This window comes from Acidovorax sp. GW823-FHT05D11, assembly GCF_058795695.1.
Genome location: NZ_CM179502.1, coordinates 5,271,659 through 5,295,756, shown reverse-complemented (window position 1 = coordinate 5,295,756; position 24,098 = coordinate 5,271,659). Strand labels below are relative to the sequence as shown.

The following is a 24,098-nucleotide window of genomic DNA, read 5'->3' as shown; positions in this document are numbered from 1 at the left end:
GTGGCTTGCCTCAATCGAAAAGCTTGCGCTGCGCCGGCGGCGGGGCCATGCGCGCGGCCAGGTCGGCGGCGTCGAGCGCGCGGCCGGGCCGGTAGTCGGCGGCTTCCACGAAAGGCAGCACCTTCTGGAGCGGCACGTGCAGCCGCGCCAGGTCGGCGTGGCGCAGGCGGCGCACGCGGCGCGCGGCCAGCAGGCGGTCCACCGTCAACACGCCGAAGCCGGGCACGCGCAGCAGCAGCTCGCGCGGGGCGGTATTCAGGTTCACGGGGAAGCGCTCGCGGTGCGCAATCGCCCAGGCGAGCTTGGGGTCCATGTCCAGCGCCAGCATGCCGCCCTGGCCGGCGGGCACGATCTCGCCGTGCGCGAAGCCATAAAAGCGCATCAGCCAGTCGGCCTGGTACAGGCGGTGCTCGCGCACGGTGGGTGGCGCGACGAGCGGCAGCGCGCGCGCCGCGTCGGGGATGGGGCTGAAGGCCGAGTAGTACACGCGCCGCAGCCGGTGCACGCCGTACAGCCCGGCGCTGGTGGCCAGGATGGTGCGGTCGTCGGTGGCGTCGGCGCCGACGATCATCTGCGTGCTCTGCCCGCCGGGCGCGAAGTGTGGTGCCGCCGCGCGCCGCGTGAGCGTGCGCCGGGTGGCGGGCATCGACACCACCTGGGCGGCGGCCTGCTGTTCCTTGCGCGCCTGCCGCGCGTCCTCGATGTGCACCGCCATGCGCGCCATGGAGCGCGCGATGGCCGCGCCGTCCTTCTGCGGCGCCAGGGCCGTGAGCCCTTCGGGCGTGGGCAGCTCCACGTTGATGCTCAGCCGGTCGGCATGGCGGCCCGCGCGCTCCATCAGCTCGGGCGAGGCATCGGGGATGGTCTTGAGGTGGATGTAGCCGCGAAAGTCGTGCTCCTCGCGCAGCACGCGCGCCACCTCCACCACCTGCTCCATGGTGTAGTCGGGGCTCTGGATGATGCCGCTGGAGAGGAACAGCCCCTCGATGCAGTTGCGCCGGTAGAAGTCCAGCGTGAGCTGCACCACCTCCTGCACCGTGAAGCGGGCGCGCTGCACGTTGCTGCTGACCCGGTTCACGCAGTACAGGCAGTCGTACTGGCAGAAGTTGGTGAGCAGGATCTTGAGCAGCGAGATGCAGCGGCCGTCCGGCGCGTAGCTGTGGCAGATGCCCATGCCCTCGGTGGAGCCCATGCCGCGCCCGCCCACCGAATCGCGCGGCGCCGCGCCGCTGGATGCACACGAGGCGTCGTACTTGGCGGCGTCGGCCAGGATGGCGAGTTTGGACTGTAAATTCACTGTATGAATTTACAGTATTTTCCGGTGTCCGACCAGCTTGCAGGGTGTATTTGCTATCAAAAAAATAGCTTTTCGCGCAGATGGATAAAGCGCTAGACGCCAAAAAGGCTTGAAGCCTGTGGCTGCGCGGCCTCCCGTGCCAGCACCGCCGGGGTTCGTGGGCCGCGCGGGGTCCGCGACCCCGGCGACCTGGGGAGCCGCTGGGCGGTGTAAGGTGGCCCACCGGCGCACTTCGGCCCGGCAGGAGGAACCCATGCCATCGCTCATCGCCTCAAGCCGGGCCATCCCCGGCCCCGGCTTGCCGGGGCTGCCCGCCGCCGCCTGTGCGATGTGGGGGTTCGAGGAATACCTGCCGCACACGGTGCGCCGCCTGGAGGTCGCGCACGCGGGCATCAAGCTGATCATCGGCTGGCACGCGGCTTACGGCGTCGGGCAGCCCGGCGGCGCCATGCAGCGGTACCAATCCCTGGTGGCGGGGCTCGGTGGCGGGCCGATGGTGACCGAGCACCTGGGAGCGCAGTCCTGCGTGGAAGTGACGCTGGCACCCTGGCTGGGCTTTCAGCTGTTCCATGGCAGTCCGGATGTGCTCTCGTGCCCGGTGGCCGCGCTGGCCGATGTGTGGGGCGGCACGGCCACGCGGCTGTCCGAGCAGTTGCACCACGCGCCGGATTGGCCCGCGCGGTTTGCCCTGGTGCAGCGGTGTCTGCAGGGGGTGCTGGGCCGGTCGCGCCACACGGCGCAGGCCCCGGTGCGGCAGGCCTGGGCATTGCTCAGCGCGCAGCGCGGCAACCTGTCCATGTCTGCCCTGTGCCGCGCCGTGGGCTGGAGCGAGCGGCATCTGGCGCTGCAGTCCCGCAACCAGCTGGGGGATACACCCAAGCGCCTGGCGCGGCGGCTGCGCTTTGGCGCGGCCCAGCAGGCCCTGGGAGAGGTCACCGGGCCCGCGGGGATGGCGGACCTGGCGGATCTGGCCGCCCGCTGCGGATATGCCGACCAGAGCCACCTGAGCCGGGAGTTCCGGCACTTTGCCGGTTGCTCGCCAGCGGCCTATCAGCGCGCAGGCTGGGCCGATGTCCCGGGCAAGCCTGCCAGCCTGGTGGAGACGGCGTAGCCGGGGGGAGAGGACGGGGCCGCGGTCCGAGGCACCGGAACCCCCCAGGTCATTTTTCTTCAAGACGGACAGGCGCAAGCAGCCCAGACTGGCGAACCTGACCTGTTTTTTTCAGATGGAGCTTCCGATGCACGCCAACGTCTCATTCCTTGAAATTGGAGCCGAAAACGCCCTGGTTTCGCAGCAGTTTTTCAGCCACCTCTTCCAATGGGCCTTCGAGCCCACGGAGAAGGAGGGCGAGGGCTGGTTTCGCAATGGGAACATGAACGTCGGCCTGCATGGCGCGGACCCTGCGCGGGCCATCACCCCCTTCTTTGAAGTGGCCGATGCGACGCAGGCGGCCCAGCGTGTGCTGGCGCTGGGAGGGACCGTGCAGCCTCCGGGGCCGCAGGAGCCCGGCTTTGGCGTGTTTCTCATGTGCACGGACCCCGGCGGGGTCCGCTTTGGCCTGCACCAGCCGGCAGGGCGTTGAAGGCGGCGGCCAGCGTTCCTTGGAACCCGTTCGAGGCCTTGGTGGCGCCGCGCGCCTTCCTTGCCTGGATGGGGGATGGGATGCCAGTCGCGGTGCGCGGCTGCTAGCCCGCGCATCCAGAACCCCTGGGCAGGTTCTGGGCGCCTGGGCTGCCGTCCACCGTGCTACACCGCCTCCAGCGCCATGACAGCGGTGGCGGTGTTCGAGATCGGGATGTGGTAGTTGCTGTGCACGCGGCGCACGCCCGGCGCGGCGGCGCTGAGCGCGCCGCGCATCGCCAGCCACATCAGCAGCTCCACGCCCTGGGTGCCCGTCTTCTCCACCAGCTCGTGCACGCTGAACTGCGTGGCCCATTCAGGGTTGGTGGTCAGGCTCTCGATGAACTGCAGGTCGAACGCCTTGTTGATGAAGCCCGCGCGCTCGCCGTCGAGCTGGTGGCTCAGGCCGCCGGAGGCCATCACCGCCACCTTCTTGTCGCTGTCCCAGCTCTGGATGGCCTGGCCCACGGCCTTGCCCAGCGCATAGCAGCGCTTGGCCGACGGCAGCGGGAACTGCACGGTGTTGATGCACACCGGCACCACCGTCACGGGGCAGTCGCCCTCGGGCCAGAAGAGCTTGAGCGGCAGCGTGCAGGCGTGGTCCACCAGCATCTCCTGGCAGGTGGTCACGTCGAACTCCTGGTCGATCAGCGTGTTGATGAGATGCCACGACAGGTCCACCTCGCCCGCGAACGGCGGCAGCGTGGGAATGCCCCAGCCCTCGTCGGCGTTGTGGTATTCGGCGGCGGCGCCCACGGCGAAGGTGGGCATCTTGTCCAGGAAGAAGTTCAGGCCGTGGTCGTTGTAGAACATCACGACCACATCGGGCTTGCGGGCCTGCAGCCACTGGCGGATGGGCGGAAAGCCGTCGAAGAAGGGTTTCCAGTAGGGCTCGTTCTGCAGGCCCTTGTGGATGGCGCCGCCAATGGCGGGGATGTGCGAGGTGCCGAGGCCACCGATGAGTTGTGCCATGTGATGTCTCCTTATTGACCTGCGGCCACGAGCATGGCCTTGAATTCGTCCTTGGTCATGCCCGTCTGCTGCGCGCCGATGTCCTGCATGTCGAGCTTGAAGATGCCCGCGAATTTGGCCAGGTAGTAGGCGTTGCCGCCCGCCGCGATGAGCTGCAGCACGTTCCTGGCGCGGATGGCGGCGGCCTGCTGCGCGTTCAGGCCGTACTGCTTCATGTAGGCCTCCTCGTCCTCGGCGAAGGCCTTGCGGTTGGCCTCGTCGTTGAACGAGAAGCACATCTTGTTGAGCGCATAGCCCTTACGGGCCTGGGCGCCGTCGAACGGCGTGGTGCCCGGGATGGGGCGCGGCGGGGTCGGTTTCTTGGTCACGATGTCTCCGTGGCTTGATGTAGGTCAGGCCGCAGTGTCGGGCGTGCATTGCCAAAGATGAAGGGGGCAAAGATCATCGAACGCATGAGCAGAATCGATGATTGGTCCGGCCTGGACGCCCACCTGCTGCAACTGCTGGTGGCGGTGCTGGAAACCGGCAGCATCACCGCCGCCGCCGCCCGCCTGGGCGTCACGCAGTCGGCGGTGAGCCACCTGCTGGGCAAGCTGCGCGCCATCACGGGCGACCCGCTGTTCGTCAAGCGGGGGCGGGGCATCGTGCCCACCGCGCGGGCCGAAAGCCTGGCGGCGCCGGCGCGCGAGCTGCTGCGCCAGATGCAGCAGTTCGCGCAGGGCTGCGCGTTCGAACCCGCCCGCTGGCGGGCCGACCTGACCCTGGCCGCCAACGATTTCCAGCGCGACCTGCTGCTGCCGCCCCTGGCCGCCCGCCTGCGCGAGGCCGCGCCCGATGTCACGCTGCGCATCGTGCCCAGCGGCGCGCCCGGCGCGGACCTGCTGCGCTCGGATGCATGCCAGCTGGCCATCACCCCGCGCCCGCCGGACGGCACCGACATCCTGCAAAAGCGCCTGTTCGAGGACCAGTACCGGGTGTTTTACGACCCTGCCGTGCGCGAGGCGCCGCGCGACGCGCAGGACTATCTCGCGGCGGCGCATGTGACGGTGGCCTATGAGGCGCACCGCGGCCTGGCGCTGGACCGCCAGCTGGCGGCCCGCGGCCTGCACCGCCGCTTCGCGGTGCGCGTGCCGGGCTTCGGGGCGCTGCCCGCCTTCGTGCGCGGCACGCCGCTGCTCACCACCGCCCCCTCGCTGCTGGGCCGCACGGCGCTCTCGGCGCTGGCCAGCGCGCCCGTGCCGGTGCCTTGCCCGCGCCTGCCGATGTACCTGGTCTGGCACGCGCGCTACCAGCAGGATGCGGCGCACCGCTGGCTGCGGGCGCAGATGGAGGATGTGGTGGGGACGGCCCTGGCCGGCGGCCCGGGCGCCGAGGTCAAGGCCGGGCAAGCCGTGCGGGCGCAGCCCGCCTGAGGCGCCGCGCCCGGGCGCGGCGTGCGCTCACTCCCGGGTCCTGTGCAGCGCCTGCCGCAGCATCCGTGTCGCCCGGTCGCGGATGCGCAGGGGGCCGCGGTGCGGCGGGGGGTTGGCCTTGGCCAGCGCACAGGCGGACAGGAAGTCGTCGAGGATGGCGGTGTCGTCCAAGGTGTCCGCGCCCACCTTGTGAAATTCCGGATGCCACTGCGTGGCGGCGATGTAGCCGCGCCCTGGCGCGGGCTTCAGGCGGATCGCTTCGGGCACGCCGTCGGGTTCGCTCAGGGCCTCGACGACAAAATCCGGCGCCACCCGCTTGATGCCCTGGTGGTGGATGCTGTTGACGCGGGCGCGGGGCGTGTCGGGATACAGCTTGGCCAGGTGCGAGTCCGGCACGATATGGATGTCGTGGAAATGCTGGTCGTACGTGGTCGCGTTGCGGTGCTCCAGCGCCCCGGGGTGCTGGGTCTGCAGGTCCTGGTAGAGCGCACCGCCAAACGCCACGTTGATCAGCTGCAGGCCCCGGCAGACGCCGAAGATGGGCTTGCGCACCTCGGCGAACGCTTTCACCACGGCCAGGTCGTACAGGTCGCGCACCCGGTCGCCCAGCCACTCCTCGCGCAGCGGTTCCTCGCCGTAGTTGCCCGGCCAGACGTCGGCGCCGCCGTGCATGACCACGCCGTCGAGCCAGTCGGCGTAGTGCGCGAGCGTCACGTCGCCGCGCGCCGTCTCGCCCGTGGGACAGGGCACCATCACGACCATCGCGCCGGCGGACATGAGCCAGTGCGCGATGGACTGCTCGACATACTGCAGCGTCTTGCCGGTGAAAAGCGGGCGGGTGGGGTCGGCATGCTGGAAACAGGCGGACAGACCAATCTTGAGGCGGCGGGAAGCGGGCATGGTGGAGGGCTCCGGGCAGTACGCAAATGGTGTGCACCCGGTGCGATGCAAGGGGTATGCCAATTTGTAGCACCGACCCCGCACGGCGTCTGTAGGAAGGGGCCGTGCGGGGTGGTGCGCGATCCCCGGGCCGTGACTTGATGCTGCGAAATGTGGCTTTCTTCATGAAAATGCAAGCGCATGCAGCGTGTAGGCGGGGGGCTGCGGGGCCGGGGCTCGTGATAATTTCTGCACGCCGGGCGCCAGGGAGGTTGCGCCCGGCGGGTGCCATTCCAGCCTTCCCCGAAAGTCCACGACATGCCCCACAAGAAGAATTGCCTGCCCGCCCTCACGGCGCTGGCCGCGTTGACCGCCCTGGCCTGGCCGCTCTCCGGCCACGCGGCCGTGCCCGCGGGCGCGGCCGCGGAGATCGTCAGCCTGCAGGGTACGGGCGACCAGCGCGCCGCGGCCGCCGCCGACTGGCAGCCCGCCCGCCCCGCCCAGGCCCTGGCCACGGGCGACTTCGTGCGCACGCGCCAGGCCGCCAAGATGGCCCTGCTGTTCGCCGACGACACGCAGCTGCGCCTGCACCAGAACACCGTGCTGCAGGTCAAGGGCGTGGCCACGCCGGCCCAGCCCGTGACCACCCTGCTGCTCAACGCCGGGCGCGCGTGGACGCAGACGCGCCGGGCCGATGGCAGCCGGCTGAACCTGGAGACGCCGGCCGCCACCGCCGCGATCCGCGGCACGGACTGGGACCTCGCCGTGGAGGACGATGGCCGCACGCTGCTCACGGTGCTGTCGGGCACGGTGGAGTTCTCCAATGCGCAGGGCCAGGTCTCGGTGGGCGCCAACGAGGCCGCCATCGCCGAGGTGGGCAAGGCCCCGGTCAAGCTCGTGCTGAGCCAGCCGCGCGACCGCATCCAGTGGGTGAACGCCCTGCGCGCCGACCCCGTGCCGCACCTCGCCGCCGAGCCCGTGCCGCCGCCGCTCGCGCCGGTGCGCGCCGCGCTGGCCGCCCGCGATCTGGCCACCGCCCGCGCCGCGCTGGCGCAGGCGCGGGGCCAGGCGCCCGCACCGTGGGCGGCGGTGATGGACGCCGCCATCGCGCTGCAGGCCGGCGAGGTCCTGGCCGCCCGCGAACTGCTGGCGCGCCAGCTCGCCGCCGCCGCGCCGGCCGCCGCCCCGCTGCCCGCGTGGCTGATGCAGTCGGACCTGCAGCTCATGGACGGCGATGGTGCCGCCGCCGCGCAGACCCTGCGCACGGCGTTGCAGCACTGGCCCGCGCAGCCCGCGCTGGTGGCCCAGCTGGCCCGGGCGCAGATGCTGAGCGACCGCGTGGAGGACGCCACGGCCACGCTGGCCCCGGCGCAGGGCACCGCGCACGCGGAGATCGCCCTGGTGCGCGCCGAGCTGGCCCGCCGCCGGGGCGATGCGCCCGCCACGCTGGCGGCCTACACCGAGGCCACGCGGCTGGCCGGGGGCGACGCGCGCGGCTGGCAGGGCCTGGGCAGCGCGCACACGGAGCGCGAGGACTCCGGCCCGGCCCGCGCCAGCCTGAAGCAGGCCCTGGCGCTCGCGCCGCAGAGCCCGGGCGCCTGGGGCGAACTGGGCACGCTGGAGACCTTCGCCAACCAGTTCACGGAAGCGGGCCAGGCATTCAACACGGCGCTCGGCGAGAACCCGGCGGACTATGTGGCGCTCACGGGGCAGGGGCTGCTGCACCTCAAGCAGGGCCAGCCGCAGGCCGCGCTCGACGTGTTCCTGCGCGCCGGGGTGATGGAGCCCCGCTACGCGCGCGCCAAGACCTGGACGGCCGTGGCGTACTACCAGCTCGGCCGCCACCAGGATGCCCTGGCCACGCTGCACCAGGCCAGCGCCCTGGACGACAAGGACCCCGTCCCGTACATGCTGCTCGCGCAGATCCACACCGACCTGTTCCAGCCTGGCGAGGCCGTGGAGGCGGCCCGCGCCGCCGTCGAACGCATGCCCTATCTCAAGTCCCTCAACCAGGTGGCCAATGACCAGAAGGGCAGCGCCAACCTGGGCGCCTCGCTCGCGTTCTTCGGCATGGAGGACTGGGCGCTGGAGCTGGCGCAGCAGAGCTTCTACCCGTACTGGGGCGGCAGCCACCTGTTCCTGGCGGACCGCTACCCGGGCGAGTTCAACAAGAACTCGGCGCTGTTCCAGGGCTTCCTCACGGACCCGATGGCGTTTGGCGCGAGCCAGCGGTATTCGTCGCTGCTGCAGCAGCCGGGCGCGCACGGGGCCGTGGGGGTGACGCTGGACAAGGACCTGTACCGCATGCGGGCGCCCGCGGTCACCCTCAACGGCATGGACAACACCCACGTGCCCGTGTCGTGGTTCTTCAAGGCGCAGTCGGCCAATGCCAGCGAGTTTCCGTTCGATCTGCAGGTCAACGATGCCCCGGCCGTGCGGGGCGGCTATGGCGACGTGCGCGCACGCGCGGTCACGGTGGGCGCAGGCATGCAGCCCACCGAGCGCATCAACCTGTTTGCCTATGTGAACCAGTTCGACATGCGCCTGCGCAGCCAGAACCTGTTCGAGACCTCCATGGACAACAAGAGCACCCAGGGCGCCCTGGGCATGTCCTACCGCTGGGGGCCGACCGAGCAGACCTGGATCAAGCTGGGGCGCAGCGTGGAGGACATCCTGCTGCTGCGCTACCCCACGCTGTATCTGCAGCCGCCCTTCGTGAGCCTGATGGGCGTGAGCAGCGAACCCAAGAAACAGTTCACCGACCTGCAACTGCGCCATACGGTGGACACCGCGCCCGGCAGCCGCTGGAGCGTGGCGCTGGAGCACGTGCGCGAACGCCAGAACAACCTGATCGGGGGCGAGGCGGCCGTGGGCGCCAACATCCCGGGCGTGGGCGAGTACCGCGACTACCTGCTGGTGGGCGGGTACAACCGCGTGGACCGGCGCTACACCGCCCTGACCCTGGCCACGACCCAGCGCCTGGACCCCGCGCTGAACCTGGATGCGGCGCTGGGCCTGCAGCAGATACGCCACCGCGTCGATGGCCTGACGCAGAGCTACCTGGTGAATCTGGACCACTTCAGCGAGGAGGAGGCGCGCCGCGCCGAGATGGAACGCGTGGTCACGCCGCGCGTCGGCCTCGTCTGGCAGCCAGCGCAGGGCACCACGGTGCGCATGGCCTACCAGGATTGGCTGCGCCCGCTCAGCGTATCGACGCTCACCAGCGTGGAAACGGCGGGAATTCCCGTCGAGGACCGTCTGGTCGAGGCCGGCGGCCGCCACAAGCGCACCGTGGCGCAGGTGGGCCTGGAGCTGGGTGCGAGCACCTTCCTGAGCCTGCGCGCGGACCACCTGCGCGTGCGCAACCCCGGCACCGTGGGCGTGGACCTGCGCACGCCCAGCCTGCCGTTCCTCGAAGAAATGCGCAACGCGCAGCTCGTCAACCTCTCGACCACCGACCTGCTGGAAGACACGCCCAGCTTCGACTCCGGCACGCTCAAAACCCTGGGCGCGGGCCTCAACCACATGTTCAGCCGGCGCTGGTCGGGCTATGCCAAGTACCTCTACCAGGGCAGCGAAAGCCGCAGCCACGACGCGGACGTGCCCGTGGGCCGCATCCCCTACATCCCGCGCCACACGCTGGCGGTGGGCGCCACCTGGGCCAGCCCGCAGCGGCTGTACCTGAGCGGCCGCGCGGTGTACCGGTCGGAGCGCTTCGAGGACAAGGAGAACCTCACGCGCATCGCGCCGGGCTGGGGCGTGGACCTCATGGGGTTCTGGGAATCGCAGGACAAGCACTGGGTCGTGGGTGTGGCCGCCATGAACCTGTGGGCGCCGAAGTCGGACCGCAGGAAGACCCGCTATGTCCTGGACGCGCGCTACCGCTTCTGAGCCTGCCGCGCCCACCGCGCGGCGCCGGCAGCGGCTGCTGTCGCTGGGGGCCTGCGCGCTGGCGCTGCTGCTGGTGGGCGCCGCCACGCTCAGCCGCCCGTGGCACGCGCTGGAGTTCAAGACCTTCGACGTGCTCACGGCCCTGGCCGCGCCGCAGCGTCCGGGCCTGCCCGTGGTGATCCTGGCGATCGACGAACCCACCTTCCAGGAACTGCAGCAGACCTGGCCGTTCCCGCGCGGCATGCATGCGGCCCTGCTGCGGCGCCTGCACGCGGAGGGCGCCGCCGCCGTGGGCCTGGACATCGTGTTCGCCGACCCGTCCACCGAGGCGCAAGACGCCGCCCTGGCGCGCAGCATCGCCGAGACCGGCCCCGTGGTCCTGGCCGCCACCCGCGAGAAGATCGACAGCGCCAACGCCGCGCTGTGGATGGACGTTCTGCCGCTGCAGCGTTTTCTGGACGCCGGTGCCGATGCGGGCGATGCCGGCGTGGAGCCGGACGACGACTTCGTGGTGCGCCGCGCCCCGGTGGCGCGCGAGAGTTTTGCGTTGCGCCTGGCGCAGCGCGCGGCCGAGGCGCGCGGCCAGATGCCGGTGCTGCGCCACTTCGACTGGATTGGCTACCGGGGCCCGCGTGGCACCTTTGACACGCGCTCGTACTACCAGGCGCTGGAGCCGGGCCTGCTGCCCGCGGGCTTCTTCAAAGGCAAGATCGTGCTGGTGGGGCGCTCGGCGCGCACGGCCACCGAGCTCACGCGCTCGCAGGCCGATCTCTTCAATTCGCCGTTTGGCACGGCGGGGGGCGAGCGGCTGTTCCCGGGGGTGGAGCTGCAGGCCACGCTGGTGGACAACTTCCTGTCCGGCGGCGGGCTGCGCAGCGTTTCGGAGGGCTGGACGCTCGCGCTCACCGCCTTGCTGGTACCCGTGCTGCTGTGGGGCAGCCGCCGCCTGCACCCTGCGGGCGCGGCGGCGCTCACGGGGGCGCTGGTGGTGGCGATGGGGGCGGTGTCGTGGTGGCTGTTCGCCGGTTTTCGCCTCTGGTGGCCGCCGCTGCTGCCCGCCGCGGCCGCGGTGGCCGTCTATGGCGCGGCCGCGCTCGTGGGCTTTGCCATCGTGCGCCAGCGGGCCCGCCAGACGCGGGCGATGTTCGCGCAGTACGTGCCCCCCGCCGTGGTCTCGCGCCTCATCGCGCAGCCCGGGCTGATGCGCCTGGGCGGCGAGGCGCGCGAGGTGACGCTGATGTTCACCGACCTGGCCAACTTCACCACCTTGTCCGAGCAGCTGAGCGCGGAGCAGACCGTGGAGGTCCTCACCGGCTATTTCAACGCGATGACGCCCATCGTGCATGCCAGCGGCGGCACGGTGGACAAGTTCATCGGCGATGCCGTGATGGCGTTCTGGGGCGCGCCGCTGGACGACCCGCAGCATGCCGCGCATGCGGTGCAGGCGGCCATCGCCATGCAGCAGGCGATGCAGGCGCTGGTGGCCGACCTCGTGGCGCGGGGGCTGCCGCCCATCCACATGCGCATCGGCCTGCACACGGGGCGGGTGGTGGTGGGCAACGTCGGGTCGGAACAGCGCTTCTCGTACACCGCGATCGGCGACGCGGTGAACCTCGCGGCCCGGCTGGAGGGGGCCAACAAGGCGTTTGGCACGGGCATCCTGCTGTCGGCCGCCACGGCCGCGCAGTTGCCCGCCTCGGTGACGCTGCGCGCGCTGGACGATGTGATCGTCAAGGGCAAGACCGAGCCGGTGCGCGTGTTCACGCCCTGCGACGATGCCGTGGTGCGCGATGCCAGCCTGGCGGCGCTGGGCGCCTTCCATGCGCGCGACTGGGAGCGCGCCAATGGCCATCTGGCGCAGGTGCTGGCGCGCGTGCCCGGCGATGCGGCGGCGCTGCGCCTGCAGGAGCGCGTGGCCCTGGCGCGCGCCTTGCCCGCTGGCGGCGACTGGTCGCCCGCCGTGGCGCTGGACAAGTTGTGAGGATGTTTTGACATGTATTCACCGGGGACATGGCCCGCGGTGCCATCATGGGGTCAGGAGCCTGTCTGACCTGGAGCGTCGAAGCGAAGATTGGCCCAGCGAGGATGGTTTTGCTGGATTTGCAGCCCCATGGCCGAGCCATGGGGCCAAAGACGGTAAAAAAATGGACCGCTGCGGCCAATCCGCAGCCGACGACTCCCAGTCAGACAGGTTTCTCAAGCAACGTCATCTGAAAGGAACCCCGATGCAAGTACACGTCAACACAGACGACCACATCCACGGCGGCGAGTCGCTCGCGCAGTGGATCACGGATGAATCCAGAAGCCGCCTGTCGCGCTTTCAGGATCACGTCACGCGGCTGGAGGTGTTTCTGTCGGACCTGGATGCGGGCAAGTCCGGCGCCAACGACAAGCGCTGCCGCATCGAAGCGCGCGTGACGGGTCGCCAGCCCATCACCGTGACCGACGAAGCCGACAAGATGGCCAACGCCTTCATCGGTGCCGCCGACAAGCTGGGCCGCGCCCTCGATACCGACCTGGGCCGGGCCAAGGACCGCCACGGCCGCGACACCATCCGGACGGCGGTGGAAGAGTAGTTTTGAATGAAATTGGCCGCCAGCGCTTGATGGATAAGCGCTGGCAGCTATAAATTCAGGAGCTTTTCCAGGAGCCTGGTGTTTGTCCTGGAGCGGGTGCATGAGCTGGGCGTGCCCCCCGCGAGGCCCGCCAAGCAACAACCGCCCCGCTTCGGGGGCTCCGTCCCCCTTCAGGAGGACGGAGCCACGGGCGACTCAGGGGGAGGTCAATTTCACAGATCCAGCACCAGCAGCTTGCTGCGCGCGCGCGAGCAACAGGGCATGAACTGCTCGTTGCCCGCTTTTTCTTCGTCGGTGAGGTACATGTCCCGGTGGTCCACCTCGCCCTCCAGCACGCGCGTGAGGCAGGTGCCGCACACGCCCTGCTCGCACGAGGTCAGGATGTCGATGCCTTCGCTGCGCAGGGCCTCCACCACCGACACATCGCAGGCAATGCGGTAGACCTTGCCGGTGCTGGCAATGCGCACGTCAAAGTCCTGATCGCCCGAGGTGTCCTGCGCGGGGGTGCCAAAGTATTCGAGGTGGATATGGTCCTGCGGCCAGCCCAGGGCCTTGGCGGTGGTCACCACGTGGTCGATGAAGCCCGGGGGGCCGCACACATACAGGCGCTTGTCGGGCCCGGGGCCGGCCAGCGCCGCGGGCAGGTCGAGCTTCTGGCCGGGAGCGCCCGCATCGAAGTGGAACTGCGTGTGCGGCGCCATGGCCGAGGCCGCGATCTCGCCGGCGAACGCCGTGCGTTCGGCCGAGCGGGTGCAGTAGTGCAGCGTGAAGTCGGCGCCCGTGTGCGCCAGCCGGTCGGCCATGCACAGCAGCGGCGTCACGCCGATGCCGCCCGCCAGGAGCAGCGTGCGCTGCGCCGGGTGCAGCGCGAAGTGGTTGCGCGGCGTGCTGATGGTGATCACGTCGCCCTCGTGCACGCTGTCGTGCATGGCAACCGAGCCGCCACGCGAAGCGGGGTCGCGCAGCACCGCGATGCGGTAGCGGTGCGATTCGTGCGAGGCGTTGCACAGCGAGTACTGCCGGGTCAGCCCCCCGGGCAGGTGCACGTCGATGTGCGAGCCCGCGCTGAAAGGGGGCAGCGCCGCGCCGTCCACGCGCGCCAGCTCGAAGCTGGCGATGCCTTCGGCCTCGGCCCGCTTGCTGGCCACGCGGACCTGCAGGGTCTCCTGCGCGGTCATGCCGGCTGCTCCGCGGGCGCGCGTTCGGCCGCCAGGGCGCGGTCCAGCACCTTGCGCGATTGCACGCCGCCCGCGTCGATGTTGAGCATGAGCAGCTTGCGCTCGGGGTAGCGCAGCAGGTTCTGCTGCTGCAGCTCCAGCATTTCCTGGTCTTCGGCAAAGATCTTGCCCTGGCCCTCGCGGATCTGCGTGGTGAGCGACGGGTCTTGCGGCTTGAAGTTGCGCGCCATGCCCCAGAAGTAGTGGATGGAGGTCTCGGTCTCGGGCGTGATGAAGTCCACCACGATGCTCGACGCCTTCTTGTCGGCCGGCGCGTCGTAGCCACCGTGGCCGGCCAGCGCCACGCCCACCTCGATCAGCACGTGGCTCGGTGGCGTGAAGTGGCAGATCTGCCAGCGGTCCACGGGCTGGTCGTCGGGCAGGCCGTTCATGCGCAGCGCCATCTTCCAGAACGGCGGGGCTTCGATGCCTTCCATGAAGCGGCTGGTGATGACCTCGTCGCCCTCCACGCGGGTCTTGCAGGGCACCTCGTCGATTTCCTTTTGCCCGATGCTGGTGGCATGCACGTAGGTCTCGTGCGTGAGGTCCATCAGGTTGTCGATCATCAGGCGGTAGTCGCAGGCGATGTGGTACAGCCCGCCGCCATAGGCCCATTCGGGGTTGTCGGCCCAGGGCAGGTGGTGGATGGTGGCCGGGTCCGCCTGGGCCGCGTCGCCGGGCCACACCCAGATGAAGCCGTAGCGCTCCACCACCGGAAAGCTGCGCGCCTTGGGAAACCCCTGCACGCGCTGGCCGGGCATGGACACCGACTTGCCCGTGCATTCCACCCGCAGGCCGTGGTAGCCGCATTGCAGGTGGCCGTCGCACACGGTGCCCAGCGACAGCGGTGCGCCCCGGTGGGGGCAGAAGTCGTCGAGCGCGGCGACCTGGTCGGGCGCGGGGCGGTAGAACACGATCTTCTCGCCGCAGATGGTGCGGCCCAGGGGCTTGTCCGCGATTTCGTCGGGTGTGCAGGCGACGTACCAGGCGTTCTTGGGATACATGGCGGTTTGTCTCTTTCTGTGGGGGTCGTGGGGCCCGGGGCTGCACGGCCGCAAAGCCTGGGCGCTGGTCCGAATTGTGCGAAATGCCGGCGGCGCTGTATACATAAAAATCAGCGAAATCAGCTATCGCACATTAGCATGGCCTATAAGTTGTTGTTTTGATTGATTTTGCTGGGCGTGTTGTGAATCCAGGGGGAAATTTCTGTATACATTGAGGGGCGCCACATGGCGCCTCTGTCTGTGTATTTCTTCGCCGGCCTGCGCAAGGCCGGGCGTGGAGTTCCCCCATGAATCTGAACGACGACCCCTTGACCGCTTCCGGTCCTTCCCCCGTGGCTGACGCGGGCGCCTCCCAGGCCGTGAAGGCGCAGTTGCGGCTGCGCGAGATGATCCTGGCGGGCGAGCTGCCGGGCGGTGCGCGCATCGCCGAACTGACGCTCGTGGAAAAACTGGGGGTGTCGCGCACGCCCATCCGCGCGGCGCTGATGCGGCTGGAGCAGGAAGGGCTTTTGCACCGGCTGCCCGGGGGTGGGTATGCGGTGCGCACCTTCTCCGAGACGGATGTCGCCGATGCCATCGAATTGCGCGGCACCATGGAAGGGCTGGCCGCGCGCCTGGCCGCCGAGCGCGGCGTGGAGGCCACCGTGCTGGCCCAGGCCCACGCCTGCCTGGACGACATCGATGCCGCCCTGGTTCCGCGCACGCTGGACGACGAGGGCTTCGCGCGCTACGTGGAGCTCAACGCGCGTTTTCACCTGCTGCTCAGCCGCATGGTGGGCAGCGATGTCATTGCGCGCGAGCTGGACCGCGTCAAGGGCCTGCCCTTCGCGTCGCCCTCGGCCTTCGTGGTGGTCCAGACGCATTCGCACGCGGCGCGCGACATGCTGGTGGTGGCGCAGGACCAGCACCGCCAGGCCCTGGATGCCATCGAACGCCGCGAGGGCGCGCGGGCGGAGGCCATCATGCGCGAACACTCGCGCATCACCCGGCGCAACCTGCTGGCGGCCGTGCAGGCGGCGCAGGTGCAGGGGCTGCCGGGGGTGGGGCTCATCCGCGAGCGCGGGTGATTCTTGGGCGGAAAAATGGGGTTTGGGGCATATGTGGAAAGCGCCAGCAGCTATCTTTTTGATACTGCGGCGATGTGGACTTCTGCCGGCCCTCCAGGGTGCCGCGCATGAAGCAGGCGGGCGCGGCCCCGGCGAGTCCGGGTGGGCCCAGCCCGTGGCTGCCCTCTGCGCCCGAAGGGCAGGGGTGCCGCCCCAGGGCACCCGGCGGAAGGCTTAGTTATCCCATTTGGCGATATCTAAAAGTCGGAAATCCCACTTGTGAAATGACGCCCCACGCTCCAAACTCCGGCCAGCAGTTGCTGTATACAACGACATTCCACAGGAGACAACGATGCAAAAACGCCACCTTCTTCGCGCCTCGGCCGCTGCCGCCCTGGCTTTGTCCGCAGGCCTCCTGGCCGCCGTGCCCGCGTCGGCGCAGGACAACGTCTTCAAGATCGGCCTCATCCTGCCCATGACCGGCCAGCAGGCCACCACGGGCCGCCAGATCGAGGCCGCCGCCAAGCTCTACATGGCGCAGAACGGCGACACCGTGGCCGGCAAGAAGGTGCAGCTCATCGTCAAGGACGACACCAGCCTGCCTGACGTGACGCGCCGCCTGGCCCAGGAACTGGTGGTGAACGAGAAGGTGAACGTGCTCGCCGGCATGGGCATCACGCCGTCGGCCATGGCCACGGCGCCGCTGGCCACGCAGTCCAAGACCCCGCTGGTGGTGATGGCGGCCGCCACGTCGAGCATCACCGAGGCATCGCCCTACGTGGTGCGCAGCAGCTTCACGCTGCCCCAGGTGTCGGTCGCCCTGGCCGACTGGGCGCCCAAGAACGGCATCAAGAAGGTGGTGACGCTGGTGAGCGACTACGGTCCCGGCATCGACGCCGAGAAGTACTTCAACCAGCGCCTCACGTTCAACGGCGGCCAGGTGACCGAGGCCCTGCGCGTGCCGCTGCGCAACCCCGACTTCGCGCCCTTCCTGCAAAAGGTGCGCGACGCTAAGCCCGACGCGCTGTTCGTCTTCGTGCCCTCGGGCGCGGGCGCCGCGGTGATGAAGCAGTTCCTGGAACGCGGCATGGACAAGGCCGGCATCAAGCTCATCGCCACTGGCGACGTGACCGATGACGACCAGCTCAACGACATGGGCGACGGCGCCCTGGGCGTGGTCACCTCGCACCACTACTCGGCCGCGCACCCCTCGCCGCTGAACAAGAAGTTCGTCGACGCCTTCGAAAAGGCCAACAAGGGTCTGCGCCCCAACTTCATGGCCGTGGGCGGCTACGACGGCATGCGCGTGATCTACGAAGCGCTGCGCACCACCAAGGGCGCGGGCGGCGGCGACGCGCTGCTGGCCGCGATGAAGGGCCAGGTCTTCGAGAGCCCGCGCGGCCCGGTGTTCATCGACGCGCAGACCCGCGACATCGTGCAGAACGTGTACCTGCGCAAGGTGGAGCGGGTCAACGGCCAGCTCTACAACGTGGAGTTCGATGTGATCAAGGATGTGAAGGACCCCGGAAAAACCAAGTAACCCCTGGATAGGAAGCCCCCCTGAGTCGCTTCGCGCCTTCCCCCTACAGGGGGACGCCACCCGTGGCCTGGCGAAGCCAGTTCCACGGTGGCACTGGCCTGGGGCGCGCCGGTTGTTGCGGGCGGGGGCGGTTTTCCATCCGGTGTGGGGCGTGCCAGTTTTTGGGGTCGGTGGCCCTCTTTCCTCCACCCGTTCGGGCTGAGCATGTCGAAGCCAGGGCGTCACCGTTCAGGCTGAGCTTGTGGAGAGGCGCCACCCGTTCAGGCTGAGCCTGCCGAAGCCAGGGCGCCGTGCACGAGCCCATGACTCTTGTTCGTCTTCATTGAAGTGATTTCATGCTGACCATTCTTTTCGACGGCGTTGCCTACGGCATGCTGCTGTTCATCCTGGCGGTGGGCCTGGCCGTGACCATGGGGTTGATGAACTTCATCAACCTGGCGCACGGTGCCTTTGCCATGGCGGGCGGGTACATCACGGTGCTGCTGATGCAGCGGCTGGGCGTGCCGTTTCTGGTGTGCCTGCCTCTGGCCTTTGTCGGCACGGCGTTGCTGGGGGCGGTGCTGGAGCGCACGCTGTACCGGCCGCTCTACAACAAGGCGCATCTGGACCAGGTGCTGTTCTCCATCGGGCTGGTCTTCATGGCCGTGGCCAGCGTGGACTACTTTGTGGGCTCCACCCAGCAGATCATGCAGCTGCCCGAATGGCTCAAGGGCCGCACCGAGATCGGCAGCGGCGCCTTCATGCTGGGCATGGGGCACTACCGGCTGTTCATCATCGCGGTGTGCGCGGCGCTCACGGTGGGGCTGCAGTACGTGCTGACCAAGACACGCTTCGGCAGCCGCCTGCGCGCCAGCGTGGACGACCAGCGCGTGGCCGCCGGCATGGGCATCAACGTGAACATCGTGTTTTTGTCCACCTTCGCGTTTGGCTCGGGCCTGGCGGGGCTGGGCGGAGCGCTGGGCGCCGAGGTGCTGGGTCTGGACCCGAGCTTCCCGCTCAAGTTCATGATCTACTTTTTGATCGTGGTGGCGGTGGGCGGCACCTCGTCCATCACCGGCCCGCTGCTGGCCGCGCTGCTGCTGGGCATCGCCGACGTGGCGGGCAAGTACTACATCCCCAAGCTGGGTGCCTTCATCGTGTACAGCCTCATGATCGTGATTTTGATCTGGCGGCCCCAGGGCCTGTTTGTCCGCAAGGGAGGGAAATGAGATGAACGCTCAGACCTCCATCCTCTTGAAGGCCCGGCGCTTTCGCTGGTGGGAACCCATCTTCTGGATCCTGGCCTTCGTGGCGCCGCTGGCGCTGCCCAGCCATGCGCTCATCATCAACGAGATCGCCATCGTGGCGCTGTTCGCCCTGTCGCTGGACCTGATCCTGGGCTACACCGGCATCGTGTCGCTGGGCCATGCGGCCTTCTTCGGCCTGGGCGGCTATGCGGCGGCGCTGTTCGCCAAGCACGTGATGCCCGACCCGCTGGTGGGCCTGGCGGTGGGCATCGCGGCGGCCACGGTGCTGGGGGCGGTGGCCTCGCTCACCATCATGCGCGGCACCGACCTCACGCGGCTCATGGTCACGCTGGGCGTGGGCCTCATCATGCTGGAGCTGGCCAACAAGCTCGACTGGCTGACCGGCGGCGCCGACGGCCTGCAGGGCGTGGTGATGGGCCCGGTGCTCGGCCAGTTCGAGTTCGACCTGTATGGCCGCACGGCGGCGTGGTATTCGCTCACCGTGCTGCTGGTGTTCTTCCTCATCGCGCGGCGCATCGTGCAGTCGCCGTTCGGCGCCACGCTCAAGGCCATCCGCGACAACCGGCTGCGCGCCATGGCCATCGGCATCCCCGTCACGGCCAAGCTGGCGCAGGTGTACACGCTGGCCGCCGCACTGGCGGGCGCCGCGGGCGCGCTGCTCACGCAGACCACGGGCTTTGCATCGCTCGACCTGTTCGAGTTTCACCGCTCTGCGGACGTGATGCTGATCCTCGTGATCGGCGGCGTGGGCTGGCTCTACGGCGGCATCCTGGGCGCCGTGGGCTTCAAGCTGCTGCAGGACGTGATCTCCTCCGTCACGCCGCAGTACTGGACGTTCTGGATCGGCCTGTTCCTCGTGGTGCTGGTGCTGGTCGGGCGCGACCGCCTGTTCCGCCCCTGGACATGGTTCCGCGCCGGGCGCAAGCCCGGCGCCAGCTCCAGCGCGGGAGGCCATTGATATGAACACGACAACCTCCACCACCGTGCTGTCGGCGCAGGGACTGGTCAAGCGCTTCGGCGGCATCACGGCCACGAACAACGTCACGCTCGATCTGAAAAAGGGCGCACGCCATGCGCTCATCGGCCCCAACGGCGCGGGCAAGACCACGCTGATCAACCTGCTGACCGGCGTGCTGGAGCCCACCGAAGGCTCCATCGTGCTCGAAGGGCAGGACATCACGCGCCTGGCGCCGCATCAGCGTGTGGCGCGCGGCATGGTGCGCACCTTCCAGATCAACCAGCTGTTCGACAGCCTCACGCCGCTGGAAACCCTGGCGCTCACCGTGTCGCAGCACCAGGGCCTGGGCGGCAAATGGTGGCAGCCGCTGGGCGCGCGCCGTGCGGTCACCGAGCGCTGCGAGCAACTGCTCGAGCAGTTCCACCTGACCTCCGTGATGGCCGAGGAAACGCGCGTGCTGGCCTACGGCAAGCGCCGCCTGCTGGAGATCGCGATCGCCCTGGCCTGCGAGCCGCGCGTGCTGCTGCTGGATGAACCCGTGGCCGGCGTGCCTGCGGGCGAACGCGAAGAACTGCTGCAGACCGTGGCGGCACTGCCCGCCGATGTCTCGGTGCTGTTGATCGAACACGATATGGACCTGGTTTTCAGCTTTGCCAACCGCATGACGGTGCTGGTCAACGGCACGGTGCTCACCGAGGGCGACCCGGACACGATTGCCAACGACCCGCAGGTGAAGGCCGTGTACCTGGGGCATGGGGAGGATGCGCATGCCTGAGCTGTTGAAGATCGAAGGCCTCAGCGCGGGCTACGGCGAGGCCGTGGTGCTGCAAGGCATCTCCCTCTCGCTGGCCGAGGGCGACACCCTGGCGCTGCTGGGCCGCAACGGCACCGGCAAGACCACGCTCATCAACACCCTGGCGGGGGCCACGCGCCAGCATGGCGGCAGCGTGTCGCTGGGCGGTGCCGTGCTGCACAGGCTGCCCTCGCACGAGCGCGCGGCGGCCGGCATCGGCTGGGTGCCGCAAGAGCGCAACATCTTCAAGTCGCTCACGGTGCACGAGAACCTCACGGCCGTGGCGCGCCCCGGCCGCAAGGGTTCCAGTGCCCGGCCCTGGACCCCAGAGCGCGTGTACGAAATGTTTCCGCGCCTGGCCGAACGCAAGACCAACCTGGGCACGCAACTGTCGGGCGGCGAGCAGCAGATGCTGGCCGTGGGCCGCGCGCTGGTGCTCAACCCGCGCCTGCTGCTGCTCGACGAGCCGCTCGAAGGCCTGGCGCCCATCATCGTGGAAGAGCTGCTGCGCGCCATCCGCCGCATCACGCGCGAAGAAGGCCTGTCGGCCATCATCGTGGAGCAACACCCGCAGGCCATCCTGGCGATCTCCGACCAGGCCGCCGTGCTGGACCGGGGGACCGTGGTGCACACCGGCACGGCCGCCGAGCTGCAGGCGCAGCCCGAGCTGCTCGGCCGCCTGCTGGGCGTGGCGCGGTAGATCCGCCATGGCCTTCCTGCACCGCAGAACCCTGCTGGCGTTGTGCGCCGTGCCTTTCGCGGCCGGGAGCCAGGCGCAGCAGCCGGCGTTCCCCTCGCGCCCCCTCCGCATCGTGGTGCCCAACGCCGCGGGCGGCGCGGCCGACATCACGGCGCGCACGGTGGGCCAGAAAATCGCGGGCCCCCTGGGGCAGAGCGTGGTGATCGAGAACAAGCCCAGCGCCGGCGGCGTGGTGGCGGGCGAACTGGTGGCGCGTGCCGAGCCCGACGGCCACACGCTGCTGCTCATCAGCAGCGGCACGGCGGTGAGCGCCGCGCTGTTCCATTCGCTGCCTTTCGACACCCTCAAGGACTTCGCGCCGGTGTCCCTGCTGGCCACCTTCGACCTCGCGATCGTCGTGCGCGAAGGCGGGCGCTTTTCCACCCTGGCGGACCTGCTGGCCTACGGCCGCGCCCACCCGGGCAAGCTCAACATCGGCACGCCGCAGATCGGCACCACGCAGAACCTGGCGGCCGAACTCTTCAAGGTGACTGCCGGCATCGACGCCCAGGTGGTGCCCTTCAACGGCACGCCGCCGGTCATCACGGCCGTGCGCGGCGGCGAGGTGGACGCCATGGTGGACATCCTCGGCGCTCTGATGCCGCAGGTCGCCGTCAAGGCCCTGCGCCCGCTGGCCGTGCTGGGCGCCCGGCGCGCGCCGCAGCTGCCCGGTGTGCCCACGGTGCGCGAAAGCGGCGGCCCGCTGGAGGGCTTCAACGTCACGTCCTGGAACGGCCTGGCCGTGCCCGCGCGCACACCGCCCGCCGTGGTGGAGCGGCTCTCGCGCGAAGTGCAGGCGGCCCTGGCCCAGCCCGACGTGAAAAAACGCCTGCTGGAGCTGAACCTGCAGGCCCAGGGCAGCACGCCCGCGCAGGCCAGCGAACACCTGGCGGCCGACGCGCGGCGCTGGGCCGATGTGATCGCCCGGGCCAAGATCGCGCGGCAGTAGGGCGCTCCGCAAGGCGCATGGTGCGCCCGGGGGCAGCGTCGACACGGAGGCAAAAGATGAACCTGCAGATTGAACACATCGGCCTCATCGGCTACGGCGAGGTGGGCAAGATTTTCGGCACGGGCCTCAAGGGCCGGCCGGGCGTGGCGAGCATCGCTGCCTGGGACCTGAAGTTCGGGGACGATCGCACAGCGTCCGCAGAGCGCGCGCACGCAGACCGGGCGGGCGTCGTGGCCACGGCCTCGGTGCGCGAGCTGTGCGGGCGCTCGGACCTTGTCATCTCGGCCGTCACTGCCTCCAGCACGCTGGCAGTGGCCGCAGCGGCCGCACCGCACCTGCGCGCGGGCACGGTGTTCCTCGACCTGAATTCCGCATCGCCCGGCACCAAGCAGCAGGCGGCCGCGCTGGTGGATGCGCGCGGCGCGCACTACGTGGAGGCGGGCGTGATGACCTCGGTGCCGCCCTACGGCATCCGCGTTCCCATGCTGCTGGGCGGCGCACAGGCCGCCGCGCTGGCGGAGGTGCTGGGCCGCTGGGGCATGGATGCCAAGCCGGTGAGCGCGCAACTGGGCATCGCCAGCGCCATCAAGATGTGCCGCAGCATCATGATCAAGGGCCTGGAGGCGCTGGTGGCCGAGAGCTACGCCACGGCCCGCCACTACGGTGTGGAAGACCAGGTGCTGCCCACGCTGCAGGAGACCTTTCCCGGCATCGACTGGAGCGCGCAGGGCGCGTACTTCCTGAGCCGCGTGGCGCAGCACGGCCAACGCCGCGCGGAGGAAATGCGCGAGTCCGCCCACACCGTGCGCGAAGCGGGCATGGAGCCCGTGATGGCATCGGCCATTGCCGCCAAGCAGCAGTGGGTGGCCGACCTGGCCGCCACGGGCGCGTTTGCGGACGTGGCCCAAGGCGCGCGCTGGCAGGACTACGCGGATGCCTTGCTTGCGGCCCGAACCCCCTCGGGGGACCGTTCTAGGTAGGCTCGAAAACCAGCGGCACGGTGCGCTGGATCAGGTCCAGCGCCGCCTTTTGCACCTGCGTGGCCGGCCGCTGCAGGCTGGTGGCCAGCGACAGCGCGATGCGCAGCGGTGGCTTGCCGGGCGTGCCGATGACCTGGGCGGTATAGGCCGAAGGCCGGGGCGAGTTGAGCAGCGCATTGCGCGACAGCACCGCGCAGCCCGCGCCGTCGGCCACCAGGTCCAGGATGGCGGAGACGCCGTCGATCTCCAGCGCCACCTCGGGGCGGCAGCCGATGCTGGCCATTTCCGATTCCACATGCATGCGGATGGCGTTCGGGCGCGACGGGATGATCAGCGGCAGCTGCGCCACCTCGGCCAGCGGGATGGGGCCGGGCGGCGGGTCTTCGGCCAGGCCGGGCGGGCGCACGCGCACCAGCACCAGGTCTTCGTCGATGAGGTGCGACACATCGATGTCGCGCGAGGGCTGGGCGTTGTAGAGCACCACGATGTCCAGGCGCCCGCTGACCAGCCCCTCCAGGATGGCGCCCGAGAGCCCCTCGCTGATGGACAGGCGCGCCTCGGGCAGCTCCTGGCGGAACGCGCGGGTCAGCGGCACCGTCATCACCCGCGCCACGCTGTTGGGCAGGCCGATGGCCACGCGGCCCGACAGCCCGCCGCGCATGCGGTCCATGTCTTCGCGCGCCCGCGCCATCTGGTGCAGGATGCCGCGCCCGTGCTCCACCAGCAGCTTGCCCGCCTCGGTGGGCGTGGCGCCCCGGCCGTTGCGCACCAGCAGGTTCTGGCGCAGCTCCACCTCCAGCAGGCGGATCTGGCGGCTCAGCGCCGACTGCGCCACGTCCAGCGCGGCGGCCGCGCGGGTGAAGCTGCCCAGCTCGGCCACGCGCACAAAGTATTCCAGCTGCTTGAGGTCCATGGGGGTCGACAGAGGGGAGTGTTTCCTATCGGTAAATGATATACCTGATAGATGGTGTGCCTAC

At 69.7% G+C, this 24,098-nt stretch carries 21 protein-coding genes; 14 read left to right on the top strand and 7 right to left on the bottom strand.

Annotated elements, in window-relative coordinates; all coding sequences use genetic code 11:
- Window positions 1-10: 10 nt before the first annotated feature.
- Window positions 11-1,297 (bottom strand): putative DNA modification/repair radical SAM protein, encoded by a 1,287-nt coding sequence (locus AC3RCE_RS24390; RefSeq protein WP_492254150.1) that lies wholly within the window; start codon window positions 1,295-1,297, stop codon window positions 11-13.
- Between the two features lie 253 nt (window positions 1,298-1,550).
- Here AC3RCE_RS24390 and AC3RCE_RS24385 point away from each other — a divergent pair, with 253 nt between their 5' ends.
- Together AC3RCE_RS24385 and AC3RCE_RS24380 are read left to right on the top strand one after the other, a co-directional pair.
- Window positions 1,551-2,408: a helix-turn-helix domain-containing protein gene (locus AC3RCE_RS24385; RefSeq protein WP_255591883.1), complete on the top strand. Its 858-nt coding sequence runs from the start codon at window positions 1,551-1,553 to the stop codon at window positions 2,406-2,408.
- Between the two features lie 127 nt (window positions 2,409-2,535).
- Complete coding sequence (locus AC3RCE_RS24380) at window positions 2,536-2,880, top strand: VOC family protein (protein ID WP_218298057.1); 345 nt, start codon at window positions 2,536-2,538, stop codon at window positions 2,878-2,880.
- Between the two features lie 164 nt (window positions 2,881-3,044).
- On the opposite strand, the gene AC3RCE_RS24375 is transcribed toward AC3RCE_RS24380, so the two are convergent.
- Together AC3RCE_RS24375 and AC3RCE_RS24370 are read right to left on the bottom strand one after the other, a co-directional pair.
- On the bottom strand, window positions 3,045-3,890 hold the full coding sequence (locus AC3RCE_RS24375) for a class III extradiol dioxygenase family protein (protein WP_492254149.1): 846 nt from the start codon (window positions 3,888-3,890) through the stop codon (window positions 3,045-3,047).
- Window positions 3,891-3,901: 11 nt separating this feature from the next.
- Window positions 3,902-4,258: a protocatechuate 4,5-dioxygenase subunit alpha gene (locus AC3RCE_RS24370; RefSeq protein WP_492254148.1), complete on the bottom strand. Its 357-nt coding sequence runs from the start codon at window positions 4,256-4,258 to the stop codon at window positions 3,902-3,904.
- Between the two features lie 75 nt (window positions 4,259-4,333).
- Between AC3RCE_RS24370 and AC3RCE_RS24365 the strand changes: the two genes are divergently transcribed.
- Window positions 4,334-5,302 carry a LysR family transcriptional regulator gene (locus AC3RCE_RS24365; protein WP_492255433.1) on the top strand — a complete coding sequence of 323 codons (969 nt, stop codon included), beginning with the start codon at window positions 4,334-4,336 and terminating at the stop codon, window positions 5,300-5,302.
- A 27-nt stretch (window positions 5,303-5,329) separates the two neighbouring features.
- Here AC3RCE_RS24365 and AC3RCE_RS24360 read toward each other — a convergent pair whose 3' ends face one another.
- Complete coding sequence (locus AC3RCE_RS24360; RefSeq protein WP_218298053.1) at window positions 5,330-6,202, bottom strand: gamma-glutamyl-gamma-aminobutyrate hydrolase family protein; 873 nt, start codon at window positions 6,200-6,202, stop codon at window positions 5,330-5,332.
- 297 nt (window positions 6,203-6,499) lie between these two features.
- Here AC3RCE_RS24360 and AC3RCE_RS24355 point away from each other — a divergent pair, with 297 nt between their 5' ends.
- The 3 genes from AC3RCE_RS24355 to AC3RCE_RS24345 all read left to right on the top strand — a co-directional run bounded on the left by AC3RCE_RS24355 (window position 6,500) and on the right by AC3RCE_RS24345 (window position 12,648).
- A complete protein-coding gene (locus AC3RCE_RS24355) occupies window positions 6,500-10,072 on the top strand; it encodes a TonB-dependent receptor domain-containing protein (RefSeq protein ID WP_492254147.1) in 3,573 nt (1,190 codons plus the stop codon).
- Entirely contained in the window at window positions 10,044-12,053 is a 2,010-nt protein-coding gene (locus AC3RCE_RS24350; RefSeq protein ID WP_492254146.1) for a CHASE2 domain-containing protein, read from the top strand. The genes AC3RCE_RS24355 and AC3RCE_RS24350 overlap by 29 nt, the downstream gene beginning before the upstream one ends.
- A 244-nt stretch (window positions 12,054-12,297) precedes the next feature.
- Window positions 12,298-12,648 (top strand): HPF/RaiA family ribosome-associated protein, encoded by a 351-nt coding sequence (locus AC3RCE_RS24345; protein ID WP_218297921.1) that lies wholly within the window; start codon window positions 12,298-12,300, stop codon window positions 12,646-12,648.
- A gap of 212 nt (window positions 12,649-12,860) precedes the next feature.
- Here AC3RCE_RS24345 and AC3RCE_RS24340 read toward each other — a convergent pair whose 3' ends face one another.
- Both AC3RCE_RS24340 and AC3RCE_RS24335 read right to left on the bottom strand, forming a co-directional pair.
- A complete protein-coding gene (locus tag AC3RCE_RS24340; RefSeq protein ID WP_369643667.1) occupies window positions 12,861-13,826 on the bottom strand; it encodes a PDR/VanB family oxidoreductase in 966 nt (321 codons plus the stop codon).
- The gene (locus AC3RCE_RS24335) at window positions 13,823-14,869 is read right to left on the bottom strand and encodes an aromatic ring-hydroxylating dioxygenase subunit alpha (protein ID WP_218297919.1); all 1,047 of its coding nucleotides are present in this window, start codon (window positions 14,867-14,869) and stop codon (window positions 13,823-13,825) included. The genes AC3RCE_RS24340 and AC3RCE_RS24335 overlap by 4 nt, the downstream gene beginning before the upstream one ends.
- 287 nt (window positions 14,870-15,156) lie before the next feature.
- Here AC3RCE_RS24335 and AC3RCE_RS24330 point away from each other — a divergent pair, with 287 nt between their 5' ends.
- The 8 genes from AC3RCE_RS24330 (at window position 15,157) to AC3RCE_RS24295 (ending at window position 23,121) form a co-directional block, all read left to right on the top strand.
- Window positions 15,157-15,936: a GntR family transcriptional regulator gene (locus AC3RCE_RS24330; protein WP_492245240.1), complete on the top strand. Its 780-nt coding sequence runs from the start codon at window positions 15,157-15,159 to the stop codon at window positions 15,934-15,936.
- A 331-nt stretch (window positions 15,937-16,267) separates the two neighbouring features.
- Complete coding sequence (locus tag AC3RCE_RS24325) at window positions 16,268-17,455, top strand: ABC transporter substrate-binding protein (protein ID WP_492254145.1); 1,188 nt, start codon at window positions 16,268-16,270, stop codon at window positions 17,453-17,455.
- Window positions 17,456-17,790: 335 nt separating this feature from the next.
- Entirely contained in the window at window positions 17,791-18,663 is an 873-nt protein-coding gene (locus AC3RCE_RS24320) for a branched-chain amino acid ABC transporter permease (protein ID WP_492254144.1), read from the top strand.
- Between the two features lies 1 nt (window position 18,664).
- A complete protein-coding gene (locus tag AC3RCE_RS24315) occupies window positions 18,665-19,660 on the top strand; it encodes a branched-chain amino acid ABC transporter permease (protein WP_218297916.1) in 996 nt (331 codons plus the stop codon).
- 1 nt (window position 19,661) lies between these two features.
- Complete coding sequence (locus AC3RCE_RS24310; RefSeq protein WP_218297915.1) at window positions 19,662-20,435, top strand: ABC transporter ATP-binding protein; 774 nt, start codon at window positions 19,662-19,664, stop codon at window positions 20,433-20,435.
- Window positions 20,428-21,153: an ABC transporter ATP-binding protein gene (locus AC3RCE_RS24305; protein WP_218297914.1), complete on the top strand. Its 726-nt coding sequence runs from the start codon at window positions 20,428-20,430 to the stop codon at window positions 21,151-21,153. The genes AC3RCE_RS24310 and AC3RCE_RS24305 overlap by 8 nt, the downstream gene beginning before the upstream one ends.
- 7 nt (window positions 21,154-21,160) lie before the next feature.
- A complete protein-coding gene (locus AC3RCE_RS24300; protein ID WP_492254143.1) occupies window positions 21,161-22,141 on the top strand; it encodes a Bug family tripartite tricarboxylate transporter substrate binding protein in 981 nt (326 codons plus the stop codon).
- 62 nt (window positions 22,142-22,203) lie between these two features.
- The gene (locus AC3RCE_RS24295) at window positions 22,204-23,121 is read left to right on the top strand and encodes a DUF1932 domain-containing protein (RefSeq protein ID WP_492245277.1); all 918 of its coding nucleotides are present in this window, start codon (window positions 22,204-22,206) and stop codon (window positions 23,119-23,121) included.
- Here AC3RCE_RS24295 and AC3RCE_RS24290 read toward each other — a convergent pair.
- Window positions 23,114-24,034, bottom strand: a complete 921-nt coding sequence (locus AC3RCE_RS24290) for a LysR substrate-binding domain-containing protein (RefSeq protein WP_492254142.1) — start codon at window positions 24,032-24,034, stop codon at window positions 23,114-23,116. The two genes, AC3RCE_RS24295 and AC3RCE_RS24290, sit on opposite strands and share 8 nt — an antisense overlap.
- Between the last annotated feature and the right edge of the window lie 64 nt (window positions 24,035-24,098).